Source organism: Sedimentibacter sp. (genome assembly GCF_038562225.1).
In the GTDB taxonomy this organism is placed as follows: Bacteria; Bacillota; Clostridia; order Tissierellales; family Sedimentibacteraceae; genus Sedimentibacter.
In genome coordinates this window covers 291,500-308,979 of record NZ_JBCFAS010000004.1, presented here as the reverse complement: position 1 = coordinate 308,979, position 17,480 = coordinate 291,500, and the positions used below count along the sequence as shown (strand labels likewise).

The 17,480-nt window shown below is 43.4% G+C and carries 14 protein-coding genes; all 14 read right to left on the bottom strand.

Annotation, left to right across the window (positions count from 1 at the left end; all coding sequences use genetic code 11):
• Position 1: 1 nt before the first annotated feature.
• Positions 2–1,684 (bottom strand): formate--tetrahydrofolate ligase, encoded by a 1,683-nt coding sequence (locus AAGU76_RS16350; RefSeq protein WP_342486594.1) that lies wholly within the window; start codon positions 1,682–1,684, stop codon positions 2–4.
• 191 nt (positions 1,685–1,875) lie between these two features.
• Positions 1,876–3,108, bottom strand: a complete 1,233-nt coding sequence (locus AAGU76_RS16345; RefSeq protein ID WP_342486593.1) for an NAD(P)/FAD-dependent oxidoreductase — start codon at positions 3,106–3,108, stop codon at positions 1,876–1,878.
• The gene (locus AAGU76_RS16340) at positions 3,108–4,100 is read right to left on the bottom strand and encodes a hypothetical protein (RefSeq protein WP_342486592.1); all 993 of its coding nucleotides are present in this window, start codon (positions 4,098–4,100) and stop codon (positions 3,108–3,110) included. Before AAGU76_RS16340 ends, AAGU76_RS16345 begins: the two co-directional genes overlap by 1 nt.
• Positions 4,101–4,214: 114 nt before the next feature.
• Complete coding sequence (locus AAGU76_RS16335) at positions 4,215–6,062, bottom strand: S-layer homology domain-containing protein (RefSeq protein WP_342486591.1); 1,848 nt, start codon at positions 6,060–6,062, stop codon at positions 4,215–4,217.
• A 145-nt stretch (positions 6,063–6,207) separates the two neighbouring features.
• Positions 6,208–7,773: a sodium/proline symporter gene (locus tag AAGU76_RS16330; protein WP_342486590.1), complete on the bottom strand. Its 1,566-nt coding sequence runs from the start codon at positions 7,771–7,773 to the stop codon at positions 6,208–6,210.
• Between the two features lie 207 nt (positions 7,774–7,980).
• Positions 7,981–9,024, bottom strand: a complete 1,044-nt coding sequence (locus AAGU76_RS16325; RefSeq protein ID WP_342486589.1) for a nitronate monooxygenase — start codon at positions 9,022–9,024, stop codon at positions 7,981–7,983.
• Positions 9,025–9,172: 148 nt separating this feature from the next.
• A complete protein-coding gene (locus tag AAGU76_RS16320; protein WP_342486588.1) occupies positions 9,173–9,868 on the bottom strand; it encodes a V-type ATP synthase subunit D in 696 nt (231 codons plus the stop codon).
• Between the two features lie 15 nt (positions 9,869–9,883).
• Positions 9,884–11,260, bottom strand: a complete 1,377-nt coding sequence (locus AAGU76_RS16315) for a V-type ATP synthase subunit B (protein ID WP_342486587.1) — start codon at positions 11,258–11,260, stop codon at positions 9,884–9,886.
• A gap of 1 nt (position 11,261) precedes the next feature.
• Positions 11,262–13,028 (bottom strand): V-type ATP synthase subunit A, encoded by a 1,767-nt coding sequence (locus AAGU76_RS16310; protein ID WP_342486586.1) that lies wholly within the window; start codon positions 13,026–13,028, stop codon positions 11,262–11,264.
• 39 nt (positions 13,029–13,067) lie between these two features.
• On the bottom strand, positions 13,068–13,388 hold the full coding sequence (locus AAGU76_RS16305; protein WP_342486585.1) for a V-type ATP synthase subunit F: 321 nt from the start codon (positions 13,386–13,388) through the stop codon (positions 13,068–13,070).
• Positions 13,381–14,388, bottom strand: coding sequence for a V-type ATP synthase subunit C (locus AAGU76_RS16300; protein WP_342486584.1), 1,008 nt, complete (start codon positions 14,386–14,388; stop codon positions 13,381–13,383). Before AAGU76_RS16300 ends, AAGU76_RS16305 begins: the two co-directional genes overlap by 8 nt.
• 25 nt (positions 14,389–14,413) lie before the next feature.
• Positions 14,414–14,995 carry a V-type ATP synthase subunit E family protein gene (locus tag AAGU76_RS16295; protein WP_342486583.1) on the bottom strand — a complete coding sequence of 194 codons (582 nt, stop codon included), beginning with the start codon at positions 14,993–14,995 and terminating at the stop codon, positions 14,414–14,416.
• 34 nt (positions 14,996–15,029) lie between these two features.
• Positions 15,030–15,512, bottom strand: coding sequence for a V-type ATP synthase subunit K (locus AAGU76_RS16290; protein WP_342486582.1), 483 nt, complete (start codon positions 15,510–15,512; stop codon positions 15,030–15,032).
• Entirely contained in the window at positions 15,513–17,480 is a 1,968-nt protein-coding gene (locus AAGU76_RS16285; protein ID WP_342486581.1) for a V-type ATP synthase subunit I, read from the bottom strand.

Here is a 17,480-nt window from a genome sequence, read left to right as displayed (position 1 = left end):
GCTAGAATAATCCTTTGATTCTTCCGTCAACATCAACATCTATGTTTTCTGCTGCAGGTACCTTAGGAAGTCCGGGCATCTTCATGATGTCTCCTGTTAGAGCTACCAGGAACCCAGCTCCGGCAGAAATTGTAATATCTCTAATTGTTATTTTAAATCCTTTGGGTCTTCCCAGCACCTTCGGGTCGTCTGTGAGGGAATACTGGTTCTTTGCCATGCATATGGGCAGATTTCCGAATCCCATGCGCTCGAAGTTTGCTATTTCCCTGCTTGCCTTGGGAGAAAACTCCACGCTGTCGGCTCCATAAAGTCTGGTGGCTATCGATTTTATCTTATCCTTGATAGGCATTTCAAGGTCGTATGCAAACTCTACCTTGCTCTTCGTTTCGCAAAGTCTGAGAACCTCTTGCGCCAGTTCTATTCCTCCCCTGCTTCCCTTTCCCCAAACCTCCGAAAGGGCAACATTTACGCCAAGTTCCCTGCATTTTTCTCTTATGAGGGTAAGTTCATCATCCGTGTCTGTGGGAAATTTGTTTATGGCAACAACTGCAGGCAGCTTGAATACATGTGTTATGTTTTCAACGTGCTTCAACAAATTGGGAAGTCCTTTCTCGAGAGCTTCCAGATTTTCGGCTCCCAGGTCTGCCTTTGCCACTCCTCCGTTGTACTTCAATGCCTTAACAGTTGCCACTATAACAACCGCACTTGGCCTTAAGCCTGTTTTTCGGCATTTGATGTCTATGAACTTTTCAGCTCCCAGGTCTGCGCCGAATCCTGCCTCAGTTACTGTAAATTCTGCAATTTTGCTTGCCATTCTTGTTGCTATTACTGAGTTGCAGCCATGGGCGATGTTTGCAAACGGACCGCCGTGAATGAATGCAGGGGTACCCTCCAGTGTCTGCACAAGGTTAGGTTTCAAGGCATCTTTCAAAAGTGCAGCCATTGCTCCGTGAGCCTTAAGCTGTCCTGCAGTTACCGGCTCTCCGCTTCTGTTGTATGCCACTATTATCCTGGACAGATTTTCCTTTAACTCTGTTATATCGTTTGACAGGCAGAATACAGCCATTACTTCAGATGCAACCGTGATATCGAACCCGTCTTCCCTTGTTACTCCTTCTGTCTTTCCGCCGAGGCCGTCCACAATGTGTCTGAGCTGACGATCGTTCATGTCGACACATCTTCTCCAGACTATCCTTCTTGTGTCGATGTCAAGCTCGTTGCCCTGATGAATGTGGTTGTCAAGCATTGCTGCCAGAAGATTGTTTGCTGCTCCTATGGCGTGGAAGTCTCCTGTAAAGTGAAGATTAATATCTTCCATGGGAACAACCTGGGCATACCCTCCCCCTGCGGCTCCTCCCTTCACTCCGAATACCGGTCCGAGCGACGGTTCACGTAGGGCTATGATTGTCTTTTTTCCAAGACTTGAAAGAGAATCACCAAGTCCAATGGTGGTTGTAGTCTTTCCTTCGCCTGCAGGCGTCGGGTTGATTGCAGTTACCAGTATGAGCTTTGCTTCTTCATTGTCCTTCAATTGGTTTTGAAGATATCTGTAGTCGATTTTGGCCTTGTACTTTCCGTAGTTTTCAACATACTTATCCGGAATTTCAATCTTGTCGGCTATTTTGTTGATCACTTCCATTTCAGCCTTCTGTGCAATTTCAATATCACTTAAAAATTCTGCCATGTAAACCTCCTAGTTTTATAATGTTTCGTCATCAGTACACTAATTCACTGTTGCTTACTGTCACAAAGACATCCCGGATCATCTGATCCTTGGTAGCTAATCAAGGGTAATCCGTAGATGTTTGCATCGTCACACTTATATTATATATATTTTTAAACATATTGAAAAGGAAATTTTGATTATTAAAGTAATTAACAATGTGCTAGTTTTTTGTTTATGCTCTGTGCAGCGGCGTACCCTGTGGAAAAGGCAGCCTGTATGTTGAAGCCGCCCGTATCCCCGTCAAAGTCAACCACTTCTCCTGCAAAGTACAGACCCGGAACCTTTTTTGACTCCATGGTCCTTTGATTAATCTCATCAGTTGATACTCCGCCCTTTGTGGCCATAGCCATGTGGTAATCCCCAAGCTTTTCAATTGTGAAGCTTTGGCTGCACAGCAGCTCCGTCAGCTTTTTCCTTTTATTTTTATCCAGCTGGCTGCAAATTATTGCATCATCGATTCCTGCCATTGCCATCAATTTATCTGCGAAGCGTTTTGGCAGTTCAAGCTGCTTCAGGACAGTCTTAAGCTGCATCTTACCCGATGAAGCAACCATGTTTTCAAAAAAGATTTTAAATTCCTCTCCATTAGGATGGGACGTGAAGTTGATTTTCAAGGTATCATTTCTTTCCATGTACCTTGAATTGTTCAGAATGACAGGGCCTGAAACATTCACGTGAGTAAAAAGCAGATCTCCTTTAAACTCATTGATTTTTTTGTTGTTTCTCCATAAGGAAACAACGATGTTTTCAAAGGATATTCCGGCCAGGTCCCTGAACGGATAATGCTCAACATAGACAGGTGTAAGGACAGGTCCCGCATTCTCAATGCTGTGTCCCAGTTCCCTGGCAAAGTCGTATCCGTCCCCGGTGGATCCGGTGTTTGGATATGACTTTCCTCCGGCTGCAACTACCAGATTTTCACAGGCATATGTGGTTTTCGATGTCCTGACAAGAAACAGGTTCTTTTCCTGATCCCTTGAAATTTTCAGCACAGCTTCCCCATAAATGGATTCAACATGATTATCCTTTATTGCTTTCTCAAGGCAATCCACGATATCAGATGATTTGAAGGAGGCTGGAAAAACCTTGCCGTCTTCCCTTACAGCGCTCTCAATCCCTCTTTGTCTGAAAAACTCCATGGCATCGTTGTTAGAAAAGCTGTAAAGGGCAGACTTTAAAAACCTGCCCTTTTCACCGTATTTTTTCAAGAACACATCCATGCTGCAGCTGTTTGTGTAGTTGCATTGGCCTGCGCCTGAGAGGAGAAGCTTCTTTCCCGGGCGTTGGTTCTTTTCTATAATAAGGGCCCTTTCACATCTGAGATTCGAAGCGCAGAACATACCAGCCGGTCCTGCTCCCACTACTATTACATCATACTTCATTATGCTGCATTTCCTTCCGTTTTACCCTGCTGTGATTCAGGCTCCAGCATTTCTTGTGTTTCTTCGCCTTCATCTGCTTCATCCCTGTTTTTTATGCCGTAAATTTCCTTGAGCCTTTCAATGTTAATTGTTGCCGAAACCCTGTATTCTATTCCTCCGTCATCTGAATATGCACCTGAAAATGTTATGTCCCTGCCGCCTGCATCCACCTCAAAGGTCGAATACCTGCTCCTGTTGTCAAGCTTAATCTCCTGTTCTGTTGAAGATGAAAAATCATAAATGGAATAGGTGCCGGTATCAATCTTCTGTATAAGCAAGGCAGCTGTGCCTGGCAGCAGGTATGCTTCTTTGGCTGCGGCAAATTCGCCAACAATCGCACCATTTTCGGCATCAAGGACCCTGTTCTCATTTCCGCTGCCTTTATGGATGAGAACAAACCTTTCATCCAGCCATTTCCAGCTGCCGTCCTTGTCAAAGACGGCACCTTCAATTTGCTCAGGCTGGCTTTTACCTACTTCCCAGGAAAAAATCTGGCTGTAAGTATCACCGTATCCCTTTGTGCAGAAAACTATCCTGCTGTCTGTTGATTTTATTATCTCTATATCCCTGAAGGAATCCTCCAGCACGCCTCTGCTTTCATTCAGGTACCTTATGATGCCTGCTTTGTCTGAATTTTCAAGGCTGAACTCCGGAAGCTCTTCACTTTCCACAATTTCCAGCCTGGACTCTGCTTCCCGAAGCCTGGAGATCATGGCTTCATTGTTTTTGGCCAGATTCAGATAATCCTTCTCCAGTTTTTCAAGCTCGGTCTTCGTGCTTTCAAGCTCTTCCGTAAGGCTCTTGTTCTGGCTTTTGAGTTCATCAGAGCTTATCTGACCTTCATATTCTGCCGGACCCAATCCCGTTTCCTCTGATGCCGGAAGCCTTGTGCACCCAAATGACAGAAGAGCAGCTATTGCCGCCATACATGCAACTAATGTAGTTTTTTTCATACTGATCCTCCTTTATGTTAGAGAAAAAAGTTGCTCCGCAACTCCGTCAGGGACCTATGTCCCCGAGAACTTTCCTTATGATACAGAAAAGCATCTGTTCCCAGATGCTTTTCGTTATTGTATCATTATACTTGCTGCCACATAAACTCCGCTCTGGGAAATAGCAGTGCTCAATATGTTTTCTCCTTCTTCAATGTCCTTGAAGTACTTTGTAGCTCCGGTTGTGTCAAAAATCTTTGTGGTGCTTGTAACGTTAAGATAAATAAGCTCCGTCTGACCATTGTCCTTCACATTCTGCATCATGATGACCTTGTCATCAGCGTTGACGTATATTACCTTTCCGGAAAAACTCTTTGCCGTCTGAAGCTGCGAAGCTTCAATTGTGACTATTTCATTGCCCGAGGTGTTCACACTCACATTATACCCGATTCTCAGGTCATAAATGGTAGCGGTGCTGCTTCCGATGGTTATGATCACATTGCTGCTCACAGGATACTGAGTAACCGTTCCGCTTGAATCGGCAATCTTTATCTTGTTTTCCGTTCCTATGAGTATTTCCTTGATGGTACCGCTCATTTCAGCCTCTGCAGCAATCGTGTTTATGGCAATCATTTCATCATATTCTGTGGTTATAGTAACCTCGTCTCCTACCCTCACCCGGTCAAAGCTTGATTCGTCGTCGTTTCTTGTGACTTCAACATCGCTGTTGAACGTAAATGACTTAACGATTCCGCTGTCATTCTTTATCTTGATAACTATGGGGTAATTGTAGTCTATTGATGAAATGGTTCCGTCAAACTCCTTTATTCTGCTTACGGAATTAATCTGGTATACTTTGTCATCCTCGTCAAGATAAAGAGTAACCTCGTCGTTTTTTACGAGTTTCTTAAGTTCTACCTTTGCACCGTCCAGGTAGGCAGCAACATCGGTGGGCAAATCGTATGTAACCTTGTCGTCATCCTCGTCTATGATGGTTATCTTGGCGGGGGACGCATATGCAACGTAGTAAATGGTTCCTCTCACCAGTGTCGTTGAGCTGTCGGCTTCAAGTTTGACTGCTACCCTGGTGTCATTGATTTTACAGGAGACCAGCATATCCTTCTTCAGGTCTTTAACTGCTGCAGCCTTGCCGTTTAAGTATATATCAGTGTCGCTGTTTATTTTGACTATGCTTTCGGTTTCTTCATCATCCTTTACGTATATGTAGGACTCCGCGCTTCCAACCGTCACCTCTGTTATGATTCCGCTGAGGGACGTTGTAGGCTGGTAATCGTCAAAATCCGGATAAACGTCATTCTCATCTATGTAGTTGTATGCCTTGTCCAGCAATGTTGCTATTTCAGCTCGTGTGATTTTGTCTGAAGGGTTGATGTTCTTGCTTGAATCGCCCATCATTATGTCCTTGTCGTACATAATGTAAATGTAAGGTCTGGCAGATGTGGATATTTTTGATGCATCGGCAAATGGAAGCGTGTAAACCTTAAGGCTCTGCGCCTCATCCCCCAGCATCATGGCTTTTGTGAGAAGCACCGCAATTTCCTCCCTGGTTGCCTGCTGGAATATTGTCTTCTTTGAAAACATGTCAGATATCCCATTTTCAGATACAACTCCAAGCTCCATTATTATCGAAAGATATTCGAAAGACCATTCGTTGTACAAGGTGTTTGACATCTTCTTCAGGGAAGATTCGTATTTGTCTGCAATTTCTTCACGTATGTCGTCATCTATGTCATATAGCCTGGATAACATCACCAACGCTTCCAGCACTGTAACATTGTTGTCCGGTTTAAAAGTACCGTCATCATATCCTGTAACAATTCCGTTGGCAGCAACCCTTTGTATGTAGCTCTTAGCCCAGTGACTTGATATATCAGTAAATGCTGCGGCATTTGCAGTAGTTGTCAGCAGCATGGCAAAAACCACGGTCAACAACAAAATTTTATTAGACAATTTATTCTTCATAATGCCTCCTACCCATCCATATTTTAATAAATTATACCATATTAAAGGTGCTTCTGCAATTAATTTATTGATTTTGGAAGAATCGTGGCGCATTTTGGAAAAAGTTTAGGCCTTAAAGGACAAGAAAAAAAGGGCTTACGCCCTTTTAATTTTCCATTGATTTTTTCTTAGCAAGTTCAAACTCATCCTGTATTTCCTTGGAAGGTTCCCTGGTCATGAGGGATACGATGTAAATGAAGACGCATGATACTAGGAATGCAGGAAGAAGTTCATATACACCGAACAAACCGCCCATGGGCTTAAGAACAAGCTTCCATACAAATACCGCTATACCGCCTGACATCATTCCGGCAATTGCACCTTCCCTTGTGGTTCTCTTCCAGAACAGGGATAAGATTGTAATAGGCCCGAAGGTGGCGCCGAATCCAGCCCATGCAAATGAAACTATGGTGAAAATTACACTCTTTTCGTCCAGGGCAATAACAATTCCTATCAATGTTATCAAAACAAGAATTATTCTTGACATGTTCATAACCTGGTTGTCCGTTGCATTTTTCTTAATCAGGTGCTGGTATATGTTTTTGGAGAATGCAGATGCTGCAATGAGAAGGTAGGAATCTGATGAACTTATGGTTGCTGCCAGTATGCCGGCCATTACAAACCCGGCAAGCATGGAAGGCAACAGTCTTGAGGACATTACAATGAATATGCTTTCGGAAGCACTGTATGTCTTGAGATCCGTCGGGAACAAAGATCTCCCTATGATTCCCAGTGCAACTGCTGCGCCCAGTGATATGACAACCCAGACAGTAGCAATACGCCTGGACTGTGTCAGTTCTCTTGAATCCCTTATTGCCATGAATCTCAGAAGTACCTGAGGCATTCCGAAGTATCCCAGCCCCCATGCAAGTGTTGAAAGTATTGTGTACCACCCGTAGTTTCCTGCAGGACCGAATTGAGGAACCCCGTTTACAGACTGCTGTATCCCGTCTGCCACAGTTGGAGAAGCTATCCCGAAAAATTCAAAGAAGCCTGGAATTGCCTGGGCATTTTGAACTACAACTACCAATCCGCCTGCAGCTGCAGTTCCCACAAACAATATGATAACCAATGCAATAATCATTACAAATGCCTGCATGGTGTCCGATGCCGTCTCTGCAAGAAAGCCTCCGATATACGTATAAAAAAGCACAAACGCCGCACCGGCAATCATCATGTACTGGTATTTGAACCCGAACAGTGAGTTAAAAAGTTTTCCCACAGTCACAAAGCAGCTCGAAGCGTATACCGTGAAGAATACAAGAATAAAGATTGCTGAAATAGTCATGATGAATTTGTTCTTTTCCTTGAAGCGGTTGCTGAAAAAGTCAGGCAGAGTTATTGAATCTCCTGCTATTACAGAATAATTATGAAGTCTTTTTGCCACAAAAAGCCAGTTAAGATAAGTACCCGCCGCAAGCCCTATGGCAGTCCAGGCAGCATCGCTTAAGCCGTACCAGTATGCAACCCCGGGAAGTCCCATCAAAAGCCACCCGCTCATATCGGATGCCTCTGCACTCATGGCTGTCACCAGCGGACCCAAAGACCTTCCGCCCAGAAAATAATTTTCGCTGCTTTCATTGGCACGCTTAGAAAAATACAACCCTATGCCTATGACTATCGCCATGTAAATGACCATTGAGACGAAAATTTGTATTGTGTCACCTTTCATAACAAACCTCCTTTTGTGATAGTTAATTAATTATATTGCTAAGTTTCAATATTATTATCAAAATTTAACAATGTAATAAATAACAGTATATATGCATTTTTACATGAAGTCAAGCATTGTGACAACGTTTTTCCGAACTCGTGCCCGGTTTCATAAAAAAAAGCGGGAAATACCATGAATCATGGAATATTTCCTGCTTTGCGCTCGCTAATTTATGAGAGAATCTATAACTTCTTTTACGGTTGTGATTTTGTTTATGCTTTCAAGATTTGCGCCTGAAAATACCAGGCCGTCACTGCCGTTAACCGCATCGATCAGTCCCCTTGATATGCAGTAGGGAATATCAAGCGGGTTGCACTCAGGCATGCACTTGAAACATTTTGTCACAATGCATCCGTTCTCCATGGAATCCGTGAGAAATTTCGTGCGTATGGCCCTTGCCGGCATGCCTACGGGACTTTTTATAATCATGACATCGTCCTTTTGAGCATTGATGTATGCCTGTTTGAAGTTTTCGTGGGCATCGCATTCAACGGTGGGAACGAACATGCTTGAAATCTGAAACCCGTCCGCACCTGCTTCTGCGAGCTCCATTATGTCTGATTTTGTCCTTATTCCTCCTGCTGCTATTACAGGTATTTTTACGCTGTACTGTTCTTCATAGGATGAAATGATTTCCTTAACCTCCGTCACTATTTCCTTCAGCGATTTATAGGTTCCCTCAAGCATTTCGTCCATCTTGAAACCAAGGTGGCCTCCTGCCAGCGGTCCTTCCACGACAACCGCATCAGGCAGCCTGTCGTGCTTCAGCCAGCTCTTGATTATGATTTTTGCAGCCTTTGCCGAAGAAACAATGGGCGCAATTTTTGTTGCAGAATCCTTTACAAGCTTTGGAAGGGCTAAGGGCAGTCCTGCACCGGAAACAATCAGATCTATTTTTTCTTCCACAGCCTTTTTTACATACAGCTCGTAGTTGTTCATTGCAGCCATGAAATTCATAGCAATGATTCCTTTTGTCTTTTCTCTAGCCTTTTTTATTTCCTTGGCAATGGCCCTGAGATTTGCTTCCACAGTGTTGGTATCAAAGTCGGGCTCGCGAAAACCTATCTGAACACCTGATATGGTACCGATTCCGCCTTCATTTGCCACTGCTGCAGCAAGATTTGACAATGACACTCCGATGCCCATTCCTCCCTGTACTATGGGTATCCTGGCTGTCAGATTTCCTATTTTAAGTTCTTTTAATTCCATATATTCTCCATTATTTTTGATATCTATTTATTTGATATTCAAAGTATATATGTTTAACCGTTTATTGTCAAGAAAAATAGTGCCGAGACAACCATTTATAATCATGAAATACCTAAAAGAACCTGGCAATTGCCAGGTTCCCGATTTGTTATTCCTTTGAACAGTATTCGTCCATAGCAGCCTTGGTTTTTTCCTGTTTTTCTTCGATGGCTGCCTTGACCATCATGTCCTTGACCTTCATGAGCCTTGTCTGGTTTCCTCTTTCGTTTTCATCAAGCTTCATCTGAATGTACTTGATGGTTTCCTGCAACTGAGGAATCATGACATATTCAAGGGCATTAACCCTTCTTCTTGTCTTTTCAATTTCTGCAGCCAACAGCTGGACTTCCTTTTCTACTGCCGCCAGGCGGAGCATCTCCGGAAAAACATCCGACAAGTTTTCAATTGCATTGTCAAGTTCCGCAGAAGTGTTGGCAAAACCATAAGGATAAATGTTTGATGTGTCGTCCGTGGTTGTTTTGAAATCAAAAACCGGAACGTTCACGCTCATTACATTCTTGTTCCCAACTTCTATGGAAACCCCCTGCTTTGGATACATCAAAGCTTCATTCAGCACTTCTGATGACATTAAAGCACTGGCTATTACGAAATTGGAATATATGCTTCCGATTTGCGCTTCAACCTGCTCCCTGAGCCTTTTGTTTTCTCTGGCAAGCTCCAGGAACTGCTTCATTAGCTCGTCACGTTTATCCTTCAGCATCTTGTGGCCCTTTACAGCCACCTTTAAACGCTTTTTCAGAGAGGTTAACACCATTCTGGTCGGATTTACATTTAACCTTGCCATGCGTTTCCCCCCTCGTTATTCGTTTTTGGGATAGTATTTCTCTAGATATGCATCTCTTATACGTTTCAATTCGCTCTTTGGCAGAATCGTCAACAGATCCCATCCTATCTGCAAAGTTTCCTCGATTGTTCTGTTTGTTTCGTATCCCTGTGAAACATATTTCTTTTCGAATTCATCTGCAAATTTAGCATAATACTTATCTGTGTCGGAAAGGGCAGCTTCACCCAAGATTGCCATAAGCTCCTTGGCTTCCTTTCCTCTTGCGTATGCCGCAAACAGCTGGTTCAAAACGTCTGAGTGGTCTTCTCTTGTCTTTCCTCTTCCGATACCTTTGTCTTTCAAACGCGAAAGCGAAGGCAGAACGTCTATAGGAGGCTTAATGTTCTTTCTGTACAGTTCACGGGACAATATTATCTGTCCTTCGGTGATGTAACCTGTAAGGTCAGGAATCGGGTGAGTCTTGTCGTCTTCAGGCATTGTAAGAATTGGAATCATTGTGATTGATCCTTCCTGATCCCTCTTTCTTCCGGCTCTCTCATAGATTGTTGCAAGGTCTGTATACAGGTAACCCGGATATCCACGTCTTCCCGGAACTTCCTTACGTGCTGCTGAAACTTCACGCAGAGCTTCCGCATAGTTTGTAATATCCGTAAGGATTACAAGAACGTGCATTCCCTTTTCAAATGCAAGGAACTCTGCTGCAGTCAGTGCCATACGCGGAGTTGAAATACGTTCGATGGCAGGGTCGTCTGCCAGGTTCATGAACAGCACCGTTCTGTCAATAGCACCTGTTTTCCTGAAGTCTGAAATGAAGAAGTCTGCTTCTTCGTATGTGATACCGATAGCGGCAAACACAACGGCAAATTTGGAGTCTGTTCCCAAAACCTTTGACTGGCGCGCTATCTGAGCGGCAAGATTTGCATGGGGCAAACCTGAACCGGAAAATATCGGCAGTTTTTGTCCTCTAACAAGTGTGTTCAGACCATCTATGGCTGAAACTCCCGTCTGAATGAATTCATCAGGATAGTCGCGGGCTGACGGGTTCATGGGCAAGCCATTTATATCCATTCTTTTTTCAGGTATTATGTCGGGACCGTTGTCTATAGGTCTTCCCAGTCCGTCGAATACACGACCCAGCATGTCGTATGAAACAGCAAGCTCCATACCTCTTCCCAGAAACTTAACCTTGCTTTCAGCCAGGTTTATTCCTGCAGAACTTTCAAAAAGCTGCACCATTGCATTGCTTCCGTTGATTTCCAAAACCCTGCAGCTTCTCGTTTCGCCGTTTGGTAGTTCAATGATTCCAAGCTCGTCATAAGCTACATTTTCTACATCCTTAACAAGCATCAAAGGTCCTGCTACTTCAGAAATGGTCTTATATTCTCTAATCATTCTACTCAACCTCCTTGCTTGCTACAAGAGCTGCAATCTCAGATTCGATTTGTTTTGTGATACCGTCGAATGCGCCTTGTATGTCTTTTTCTTCCGTATATTTGAATCTTCCTATTTTTTCCCTTACAGGCAGTTCAGATAATACCTTAAAGTCAGCTCCCTGATTCAATGCTTCCATTCCGTCGTGATAGTATTTTAAAATCAGCGTAAGAAGCTTATATTGCTTATCCAGTGACGTGTAAGTGTCAACTTCGTGGAACGCGTTCTGGTGCAGGTAGTCTTCTCTTATTGAACGTGTTGCTTCAAGCTTCAGCCTGTCGCCTACTGACAATGAGTCAACGCCCACCAGCTGAACTATTTCATTGAGCTCTGCTTCTTCCTGCAGAAGTCTCATAGTTTCTGCCCTGAGATCCGACCAGTTTCTTGCAACATTTTCATCAAACCACTTGTTTAATCTGTCAACGTAAAGCGAGTAGCTGTTAAGCCAGTTTATGGCCGGGAAGTGGCGCTTGTATGCAAGCTGAGCGTCAAGAGCCCAGAATACCTTAACTATACGCAGCGTTGCCTGTGAAACCGGCTCGGAAATATCTCCTCCTGGAGGCGATACCGCTCCTATGGCTGACAATGTTCCTTCTCTTCCGCCTAATCCAATAACCCTTCCTGCTCTTTCATAGAACTGAGCAAGACGTGATCCCAGATAAGCAGGATAACCTTCTTCACCAGGCATTTCCTCAAGACGTCCGGACATTTCACGCAGAGCCTCTGCCCAACGTGATGTTGAATCGGCCATCAATGCAACCGAATATCCCATGTCTCTGAAGTATTCCGCGATAGTGATGCCTGTGTAAATGCTTGCTTCACGGGCAGCAACGGGCATATCTGATGTATTTGCTATAAGAACCGTACGCTTCATCAGTGACTCGCCTGTTCTCGGGTCCTTCAGTTCAGGGAATTCCATAAGAACGTCTGTCATTTCGTTTCCGCGTTCGCCGCAGCCTATATATACTACTATTTCCGCATCAGCCCATTTAGCCAGCTGATGCTGAACAACTGTCTTACCGCTTCCGAAAGGTCCCGGTACTGCCGCAACTCCTCCCTTGGAAATAGGGAACATGGTATCTATAACCCTTTGCCCTGTCACCAGCGGTCTTTCCGGAACAAGTTTTTCCTTGTATGGGCGGCCCTTTCTTACAGGCCACTTCTGCATCATTGTCAGGTTTACTGATTCCCCGTTGTCTTTTTTGACAACGCATACGGTTTCTTCAACTGTGAAGCTTCCTGATTTTATTTCTTCGATAGTTCCGCTGATTCCGTAAGGAACCATTATTTTCTGCTGAACAACTATTGTTTCCTGAACAGTTCCTATGATGTCTCCTGTCTGAACCTTGTCGCCTGCTTTTGCGGTCGGAACAAACTCCCATTTCTTTTCCCTGTTCAGGGACGGAACCTGGATTCCTCTGGCAATGTTTGGGCCTGCTATTTTTCTGATTTCCTCCAGCGGACGCTGAATTCCGTCATATATTGTTTCAATAAGACCAGGTCCAAGCTCTACCGACAGCTGTGCTCCGGTTGTAACAACGGGAGCTCCGGGAGCCAAACCTGCTGTTTCCTCATATACCTGTATGGATGCTTTGTCGCCGCGCATCTCTATAATTTCACCAATCAAACCCTGTTCGCTTACGCGCACAACGTCAAACATGTCGGCTTCCTTCATGCCTTCTGCTATAACCAGCGGACCGGATATTTTTACTACTCTTCCTTGGCTCATTAAATAAATCACCTGCTTTCATTTTATATACGTTAGTAATTAGTCGTTGTTGAACAATATGTCGGCACCTACAGCTCTTTCAACTGCTTTCTTAATGTTCATAATTCCAATGCCCTGTGTTCCTTTCATGCCCGGAATAGGGATTATCGCCGGCAGGCGTGATTCGTTGTATTCATGAACGGTATCCTTTATCTCAGCGTAGAAGTCTTCCGTAATATATATTATGGCATAGTCTTCCTTTGCAATTTCACGAAGGGTGCTTTTAGCATCTTCCTTTGTTGCGCAGTCGAAAACATTCAGACCTACGGCCTTGAAACCAAGGACGCTTTGTTTATCTCCTATAACACCTATCTTATACATAAGTCTCTCTCAACCTCTCTCTGATAAGTTCCGGCGAGATGCCTGCAAGCTTGCCTGCCATTATTATTCTTGCAACCTTTATCTCGTTGTCCTTTGCTATTAGATAGCCTGCAAGAGGCTCGATGCCGAAAGGAATGTATTTGGAGCTTTTTACATGCTCCATAATCTTGTTGTCCAGAAGCTTCTCAAGCTTGGTGAACATTCCTGTTTCAGCCAGTGATTCTGCACCTTCAAGAAATATTTCCCTGAAGCCGTACGCCGAGAGCTGTTCAGCAAACTTTTCAAAAGGTTCGTCATAATTCTTTATGAAAACCTGCTCGCTGATCTTACCACCCTTCAGGTATACCTTTGTGAAGAAATCCCAGGACTTGTTCATCCTTTTCAGTCTGACATATGTCTTTATATTGATTGCATCAATCTGCATCTTCACATAATCAATTATAAAACTGCTGTTGGTATTTTCTGCAGAACTGAGCATTTCGTCGTAGCAATACTTATCCAAAATGAAATCTATCACCTGTGGATCATTTGTTTTTGGGAAGTCCTCTATTATTTCCCTCAAGGCCGTTCCCATTTTCTCTGTAAGAGCCGAAAAGTCTCTTTCCTTTACGGAATACTTCAAAACTTTCAAGTCTATGCTTCCCGTATCCACAAGCGTGTCTGATGCGTCGATGCCCAGATACTCGGCCTTCATGATTACCTTAAGGTTGTGGTAATCGTAGGGGTACAAAAACATGTTGAAGTAGTCCAGCTCCGGTGCCACAGAAGTTATGAAGTCGTATGTCTTTTTGTGTTCCTGTGCCAGTAGCTTTTCATAGTCGCCGGGGTCCGTTGTTTCTCCTCCGTTTCCGTAGTTGCAGTCGTCCAACACCCTTAAGGCATCTTCATTTGTTTTTGCATCGATCATCTTTTCTGCTCTTTCACGGGTCAGCATGTTTTTTTCAACGCTTCGGACCCTAGCAGTGGAAAACAAATAATCTGTGTCTTTAATCTTTGCCAAATCCATTCCTCCTTTCAGGCAGGATTTATTCAAAAAGCGCATTTGCAACTTCGTTTGTAAGTTCGTCTTTCATGGAGTCCAGTATAGTCTCAAAGGTGCTGTTGATTTCAATTGCCCCGTTTTTAAGCACAAAGCCTCCGCTTGACTCAATTGTATTATTGCTTAATGCAATCTTTTCCGCTTTTAGTCTTTCATTGACTGCCTTAACTAACTTTTCGCCGATATTATTCTTGTCTCGCTGGTTCAAAACTATTGTTCCCGCGCAGTTTGGAATCCTGACAATTTCATTTGCCAGCAAATTCATATACTCGTCTTCAGGCATGTTCCTGAGCTTTTCCAAAGCCGCATTGAAGCTTTTCTTTATTGCATCCTGTTTTGCCGAAAGCATCATTTTTCTTTTTTGAAGCTCGGCTGCAGACTCTTTTCTGCTTTTCAGGCTCTCAGCCTCTTTTTCAGCCTTCTCGGCAGCAGCTTTCTTTATTGCTTCTGCTTCATTCTTAGCGTTATTTATGATATCCTGCATGGTTTTCTCTGCATTGGCAAGAGAAACATCAGCAGCGTTCTTTGCATCGGCTAAAATATTTGAAGTAATATTTTCAATGCTCATCTTTTCACATCCTTATTTTAATTTGTATACTTTGTTAAATAGCAATTCCATTTATCATAAGGAAAGAGATAAGAAGTGCCAAAACCGCATATGTTTCAACCATTGCGGCGTAAACCATAGCTTTTGCTATTTCTTCCGGTCTTTTGCCAACAAGCATGATACCTGATGCTGCAACTTTACCCTGATGAATTGCAGAAATGATACCAACTATACCTATAGGAAGTGATGCTGCCAGGAAGAATCCGCCCTGAGCTGCAGTAAGTTCAGCCATTGAGCCTCCCAGCAAGCCTATCTTATTCAAAATAATGAATGCTACAAGAAGTCCATATATACCCTGTGTACCTGGCAATGCTTGAAGAATCAATGTTGAACCGAATTTTTTCGGATCTTCTGCCACTACTCCGGATGCAGCCTGACCTGCTATACCTACACCAATTGCACTTCCTATTCCTGCCAAGGCAGCTACTGAAGCACCTAAAATCGCTAAAAAGTTTCCACTAGTTAATATGTTGTTCATTTAATTTTCCTCCTTGATAATCTTGTTATATTTTGTTTTTTTCTTAAGCGGATTGAAAGCTTCCCCTCCGCCTTCGTAGAATTTACCGAAAAATTCAACATACTGAAGTCTTGCTGCATGCACAAATGCACCCAGTGCATTTATTGCAAAGTTAAACACATGACCTATTAAAAGCACCAGTATAAACAGCAATATGCCGAATATGTTTCTTCCGCCCATGGAGCCCAGAATGCTGACAACGGAAGATACAACGCCTGTTGCAAGGCCCAGGGCCAAAAGTCTTGAGTAGGACAACACGTCGCTTAAGTAGCTGGTTATGTTGTAAAGGCTCATTACACCGCCTATTAATTTTCCTGCAATGTTTTTCTTGGCTCTGCCCTGAGTAAGAACCAAACCTGCTGCAAATATAATGGACATCCACTTTCCTACTGCTGCCGACCCCGGTATAATGGAGTTGCCGAACAGCAAAAGCACCAATCCGATGATGAGGCCGTACCAGAAACCTATGTCAAACAAGGCATCCAAAGGCCTTTTGTCTCTTATCATCATGTATGCCTGTATGGCCATACCTGTAAACAGGTGAATGACGCCAAACACGAATGAGAATATCAGAAGCGTCATAGGCTCTTCCATAGGATTTATCCATATGGGTTTTATGGTAAAATCGGAGTTGAATATAAGTCTTGCACCGGCATTTACCGCATCTCCGAACCAGCTTCCAAACATTACGCCCCAGAAGGCAGTGGATATTCCGCAATAGAAGAATACTTTCATTAATTTTTGAATTGACCCTTCAAGCTTGAACTTCTTAAGAACCATGTAAGTTGCTATGGTCATAATGAGGCCGTATCCCACATCTGCAAGCATCAGCCCAAAAAATATGGCATAGAACGGCGCCATTAATGCAGTCGGGTCTATGTTCGTTGAGGAAGGAAGGCTGTAAAGTTCTGTAATCGCTTCAAAAGGCTGTGCAAAGGAATTGTTTTTCAGAGCTATGGGAGTTTGTTCCCCTTCTTCCGGCTCTGATATCTCATACCAGCACTGGTAGTCTTTCAACACCTGTTCCACCTGGCTTCTGCTTTCTTCCGGTATCCACCCTTCGATATAAAAGGTTGTATCGGTCTTGAGCATATTGCTTGTAATCCTGTTTTTGTCTCTTTCAATTACCAGGTAGTCATACAAAAGCTGTATGTCATGCTTGTACGGAATCGCTTCTTTGATGCTTTTTTCAACTTCTGCTTTCTTAAGCTTTATTTCCTTCGTTTTTTCTTCATACCTTACGATATTTTCTGCTGCTGTTCCTTCCAGATCTTTAAAAGCAACGGCATTGAAACCGTATTGCTTTAGAATGTCATATACGTCATCCTTTTCCCTGGTTAGACATACAACAGAAAAATAGTGCTGGTCCTTGTCGCTTCCTACAAGGCTTACTATACACCTGTCGGTTTTTTGAATTAATTCTGATTTTAATTTTTCAACATCCACTATGTTTGGCACAACGCCTGTGAAGATGCTTGTATACTTTGTTTCGTTTAGTTCAAGAGGTATGTCGTAGCCTGCCCAAGGTTTCAAACTGAGTATGGCAGCTTCAATTTTGTTTTCCTCGGTGCTGAGTTCATTGTATGACCTGTTCAATTCCAGAACACCTGCTACGTTTTCCTCAATGTTGCTGCGGGATTGCAGCGCGTTTTCAAATTCTTTAGAAGATATGGACTTTCTTGTACTGAACAACGGCCTCTTGCTTGTGTCATATTTCTCAAGGCTGTTGAGCACTTCGCTTACTTTGGATATTTTCGCATCACAGTCAAGCACTTCATTTTCATTACCGTCTTTCCTAACATAGGAAATCCATTCCGGATCGGTGAGTTTTGAATCTTGCGAGCTAATCTCCACAACTCCCAAATCCATCAGTTCCTTTATGAGAGACGTCTTTGTGCTGTTTAAGCCTATGGTGCTTAATTTGTTCAT

Coding starts and splice junctions, on each gene's coding strand:
- AAGU76_RS16350 (WP_342486594.1), bottom strand. CDS start 1,684: ATGGCAGAATTTTTAAGTGATATTGAAATTGCACAGAAGGCTGAAATG.
- AAGU76_RS16345 (WP_342486593.1), bottom strand. CDS start 3,108: ATGAAGTATGATGTAATAGTAGTGGGAGCAGGACCGGCTGGTATGTTC.
- AAGU76_RS16340 (WP_342486592.1), bottom strand. CDS start 4,100: ATGAAAAAAACTACATTAGTTGCATGTATGGCGGCAATAGCTGCTCTT.
- AAGU76_RS16335 (WP_342486591.1), bottom strand. CDS start 6,062: ATGAAGAATAAATTGTCTAATAAAATTTTGTTGTTGACCGTGGTTTTT.
- AAGU76_RS16330 (WP_342486590.1), bottom strand. CDS start 7,773: ATGAAAGGTGACACAATACAAATTTTCGTCTCAATGGTCATTTACATG.
- AAGU76_RS16325 (WP_342486589.1), bottom strand. CDS start 9,024: ATGGAATTAAAAGAACTTAAAATAGGAAATCTGACAGCCAGGATACCC.
- AAGU76_RS16320 (WP_342486588.1), bottom strand. CDS start 9,868: ATGGCAAGGTTAAATGTAAATCCGACCAGAATGGTGTTAACCTCTCTG.
- AAGU76_RS16315 (WP_342486587.1), bottom strand. CDS start 11,260: ATGATTAGAGAATATAAGACCATTTCTGAAGTAGCAGGACCTTTGATG.
- AAGU76_RS16310 (WP_342486586.1), bottom strand. CDS start 13,028: ATGAGCCAAGGAAGAGTAGTAAAAATATCCGGTCCGCTGGTTATAGCA.
- AAGU76_RS16305 (WP_342486585.1), bottom strand. CDS start 13,388: ATGTATAAGATAGGTGTTATAGGAGATAAACAAAGCGTCCTTGGTTTC.
- AAGU76_RS16295 (WP_342486583.1), bottom strand. CDS start 14,995: ATGAGCATTGAAAATATTACTTCAAATATTTTAGCCGATGCAAAGAAC.
- AAGU76_RS16290 (WP_342486582.1), bottom strand. CDS start 15,512: ATGAACAACATATTAACTAGTGGAAACTTTTTAGCGATTTTAGGTGCT.
- AAGU76_RS16285 (WP_342486581.1), bottom strand. CDS start 17,480: ATGAACAAATTAAGCACCATAGGCTTAAACAGCACAAAGACGTCTCTC.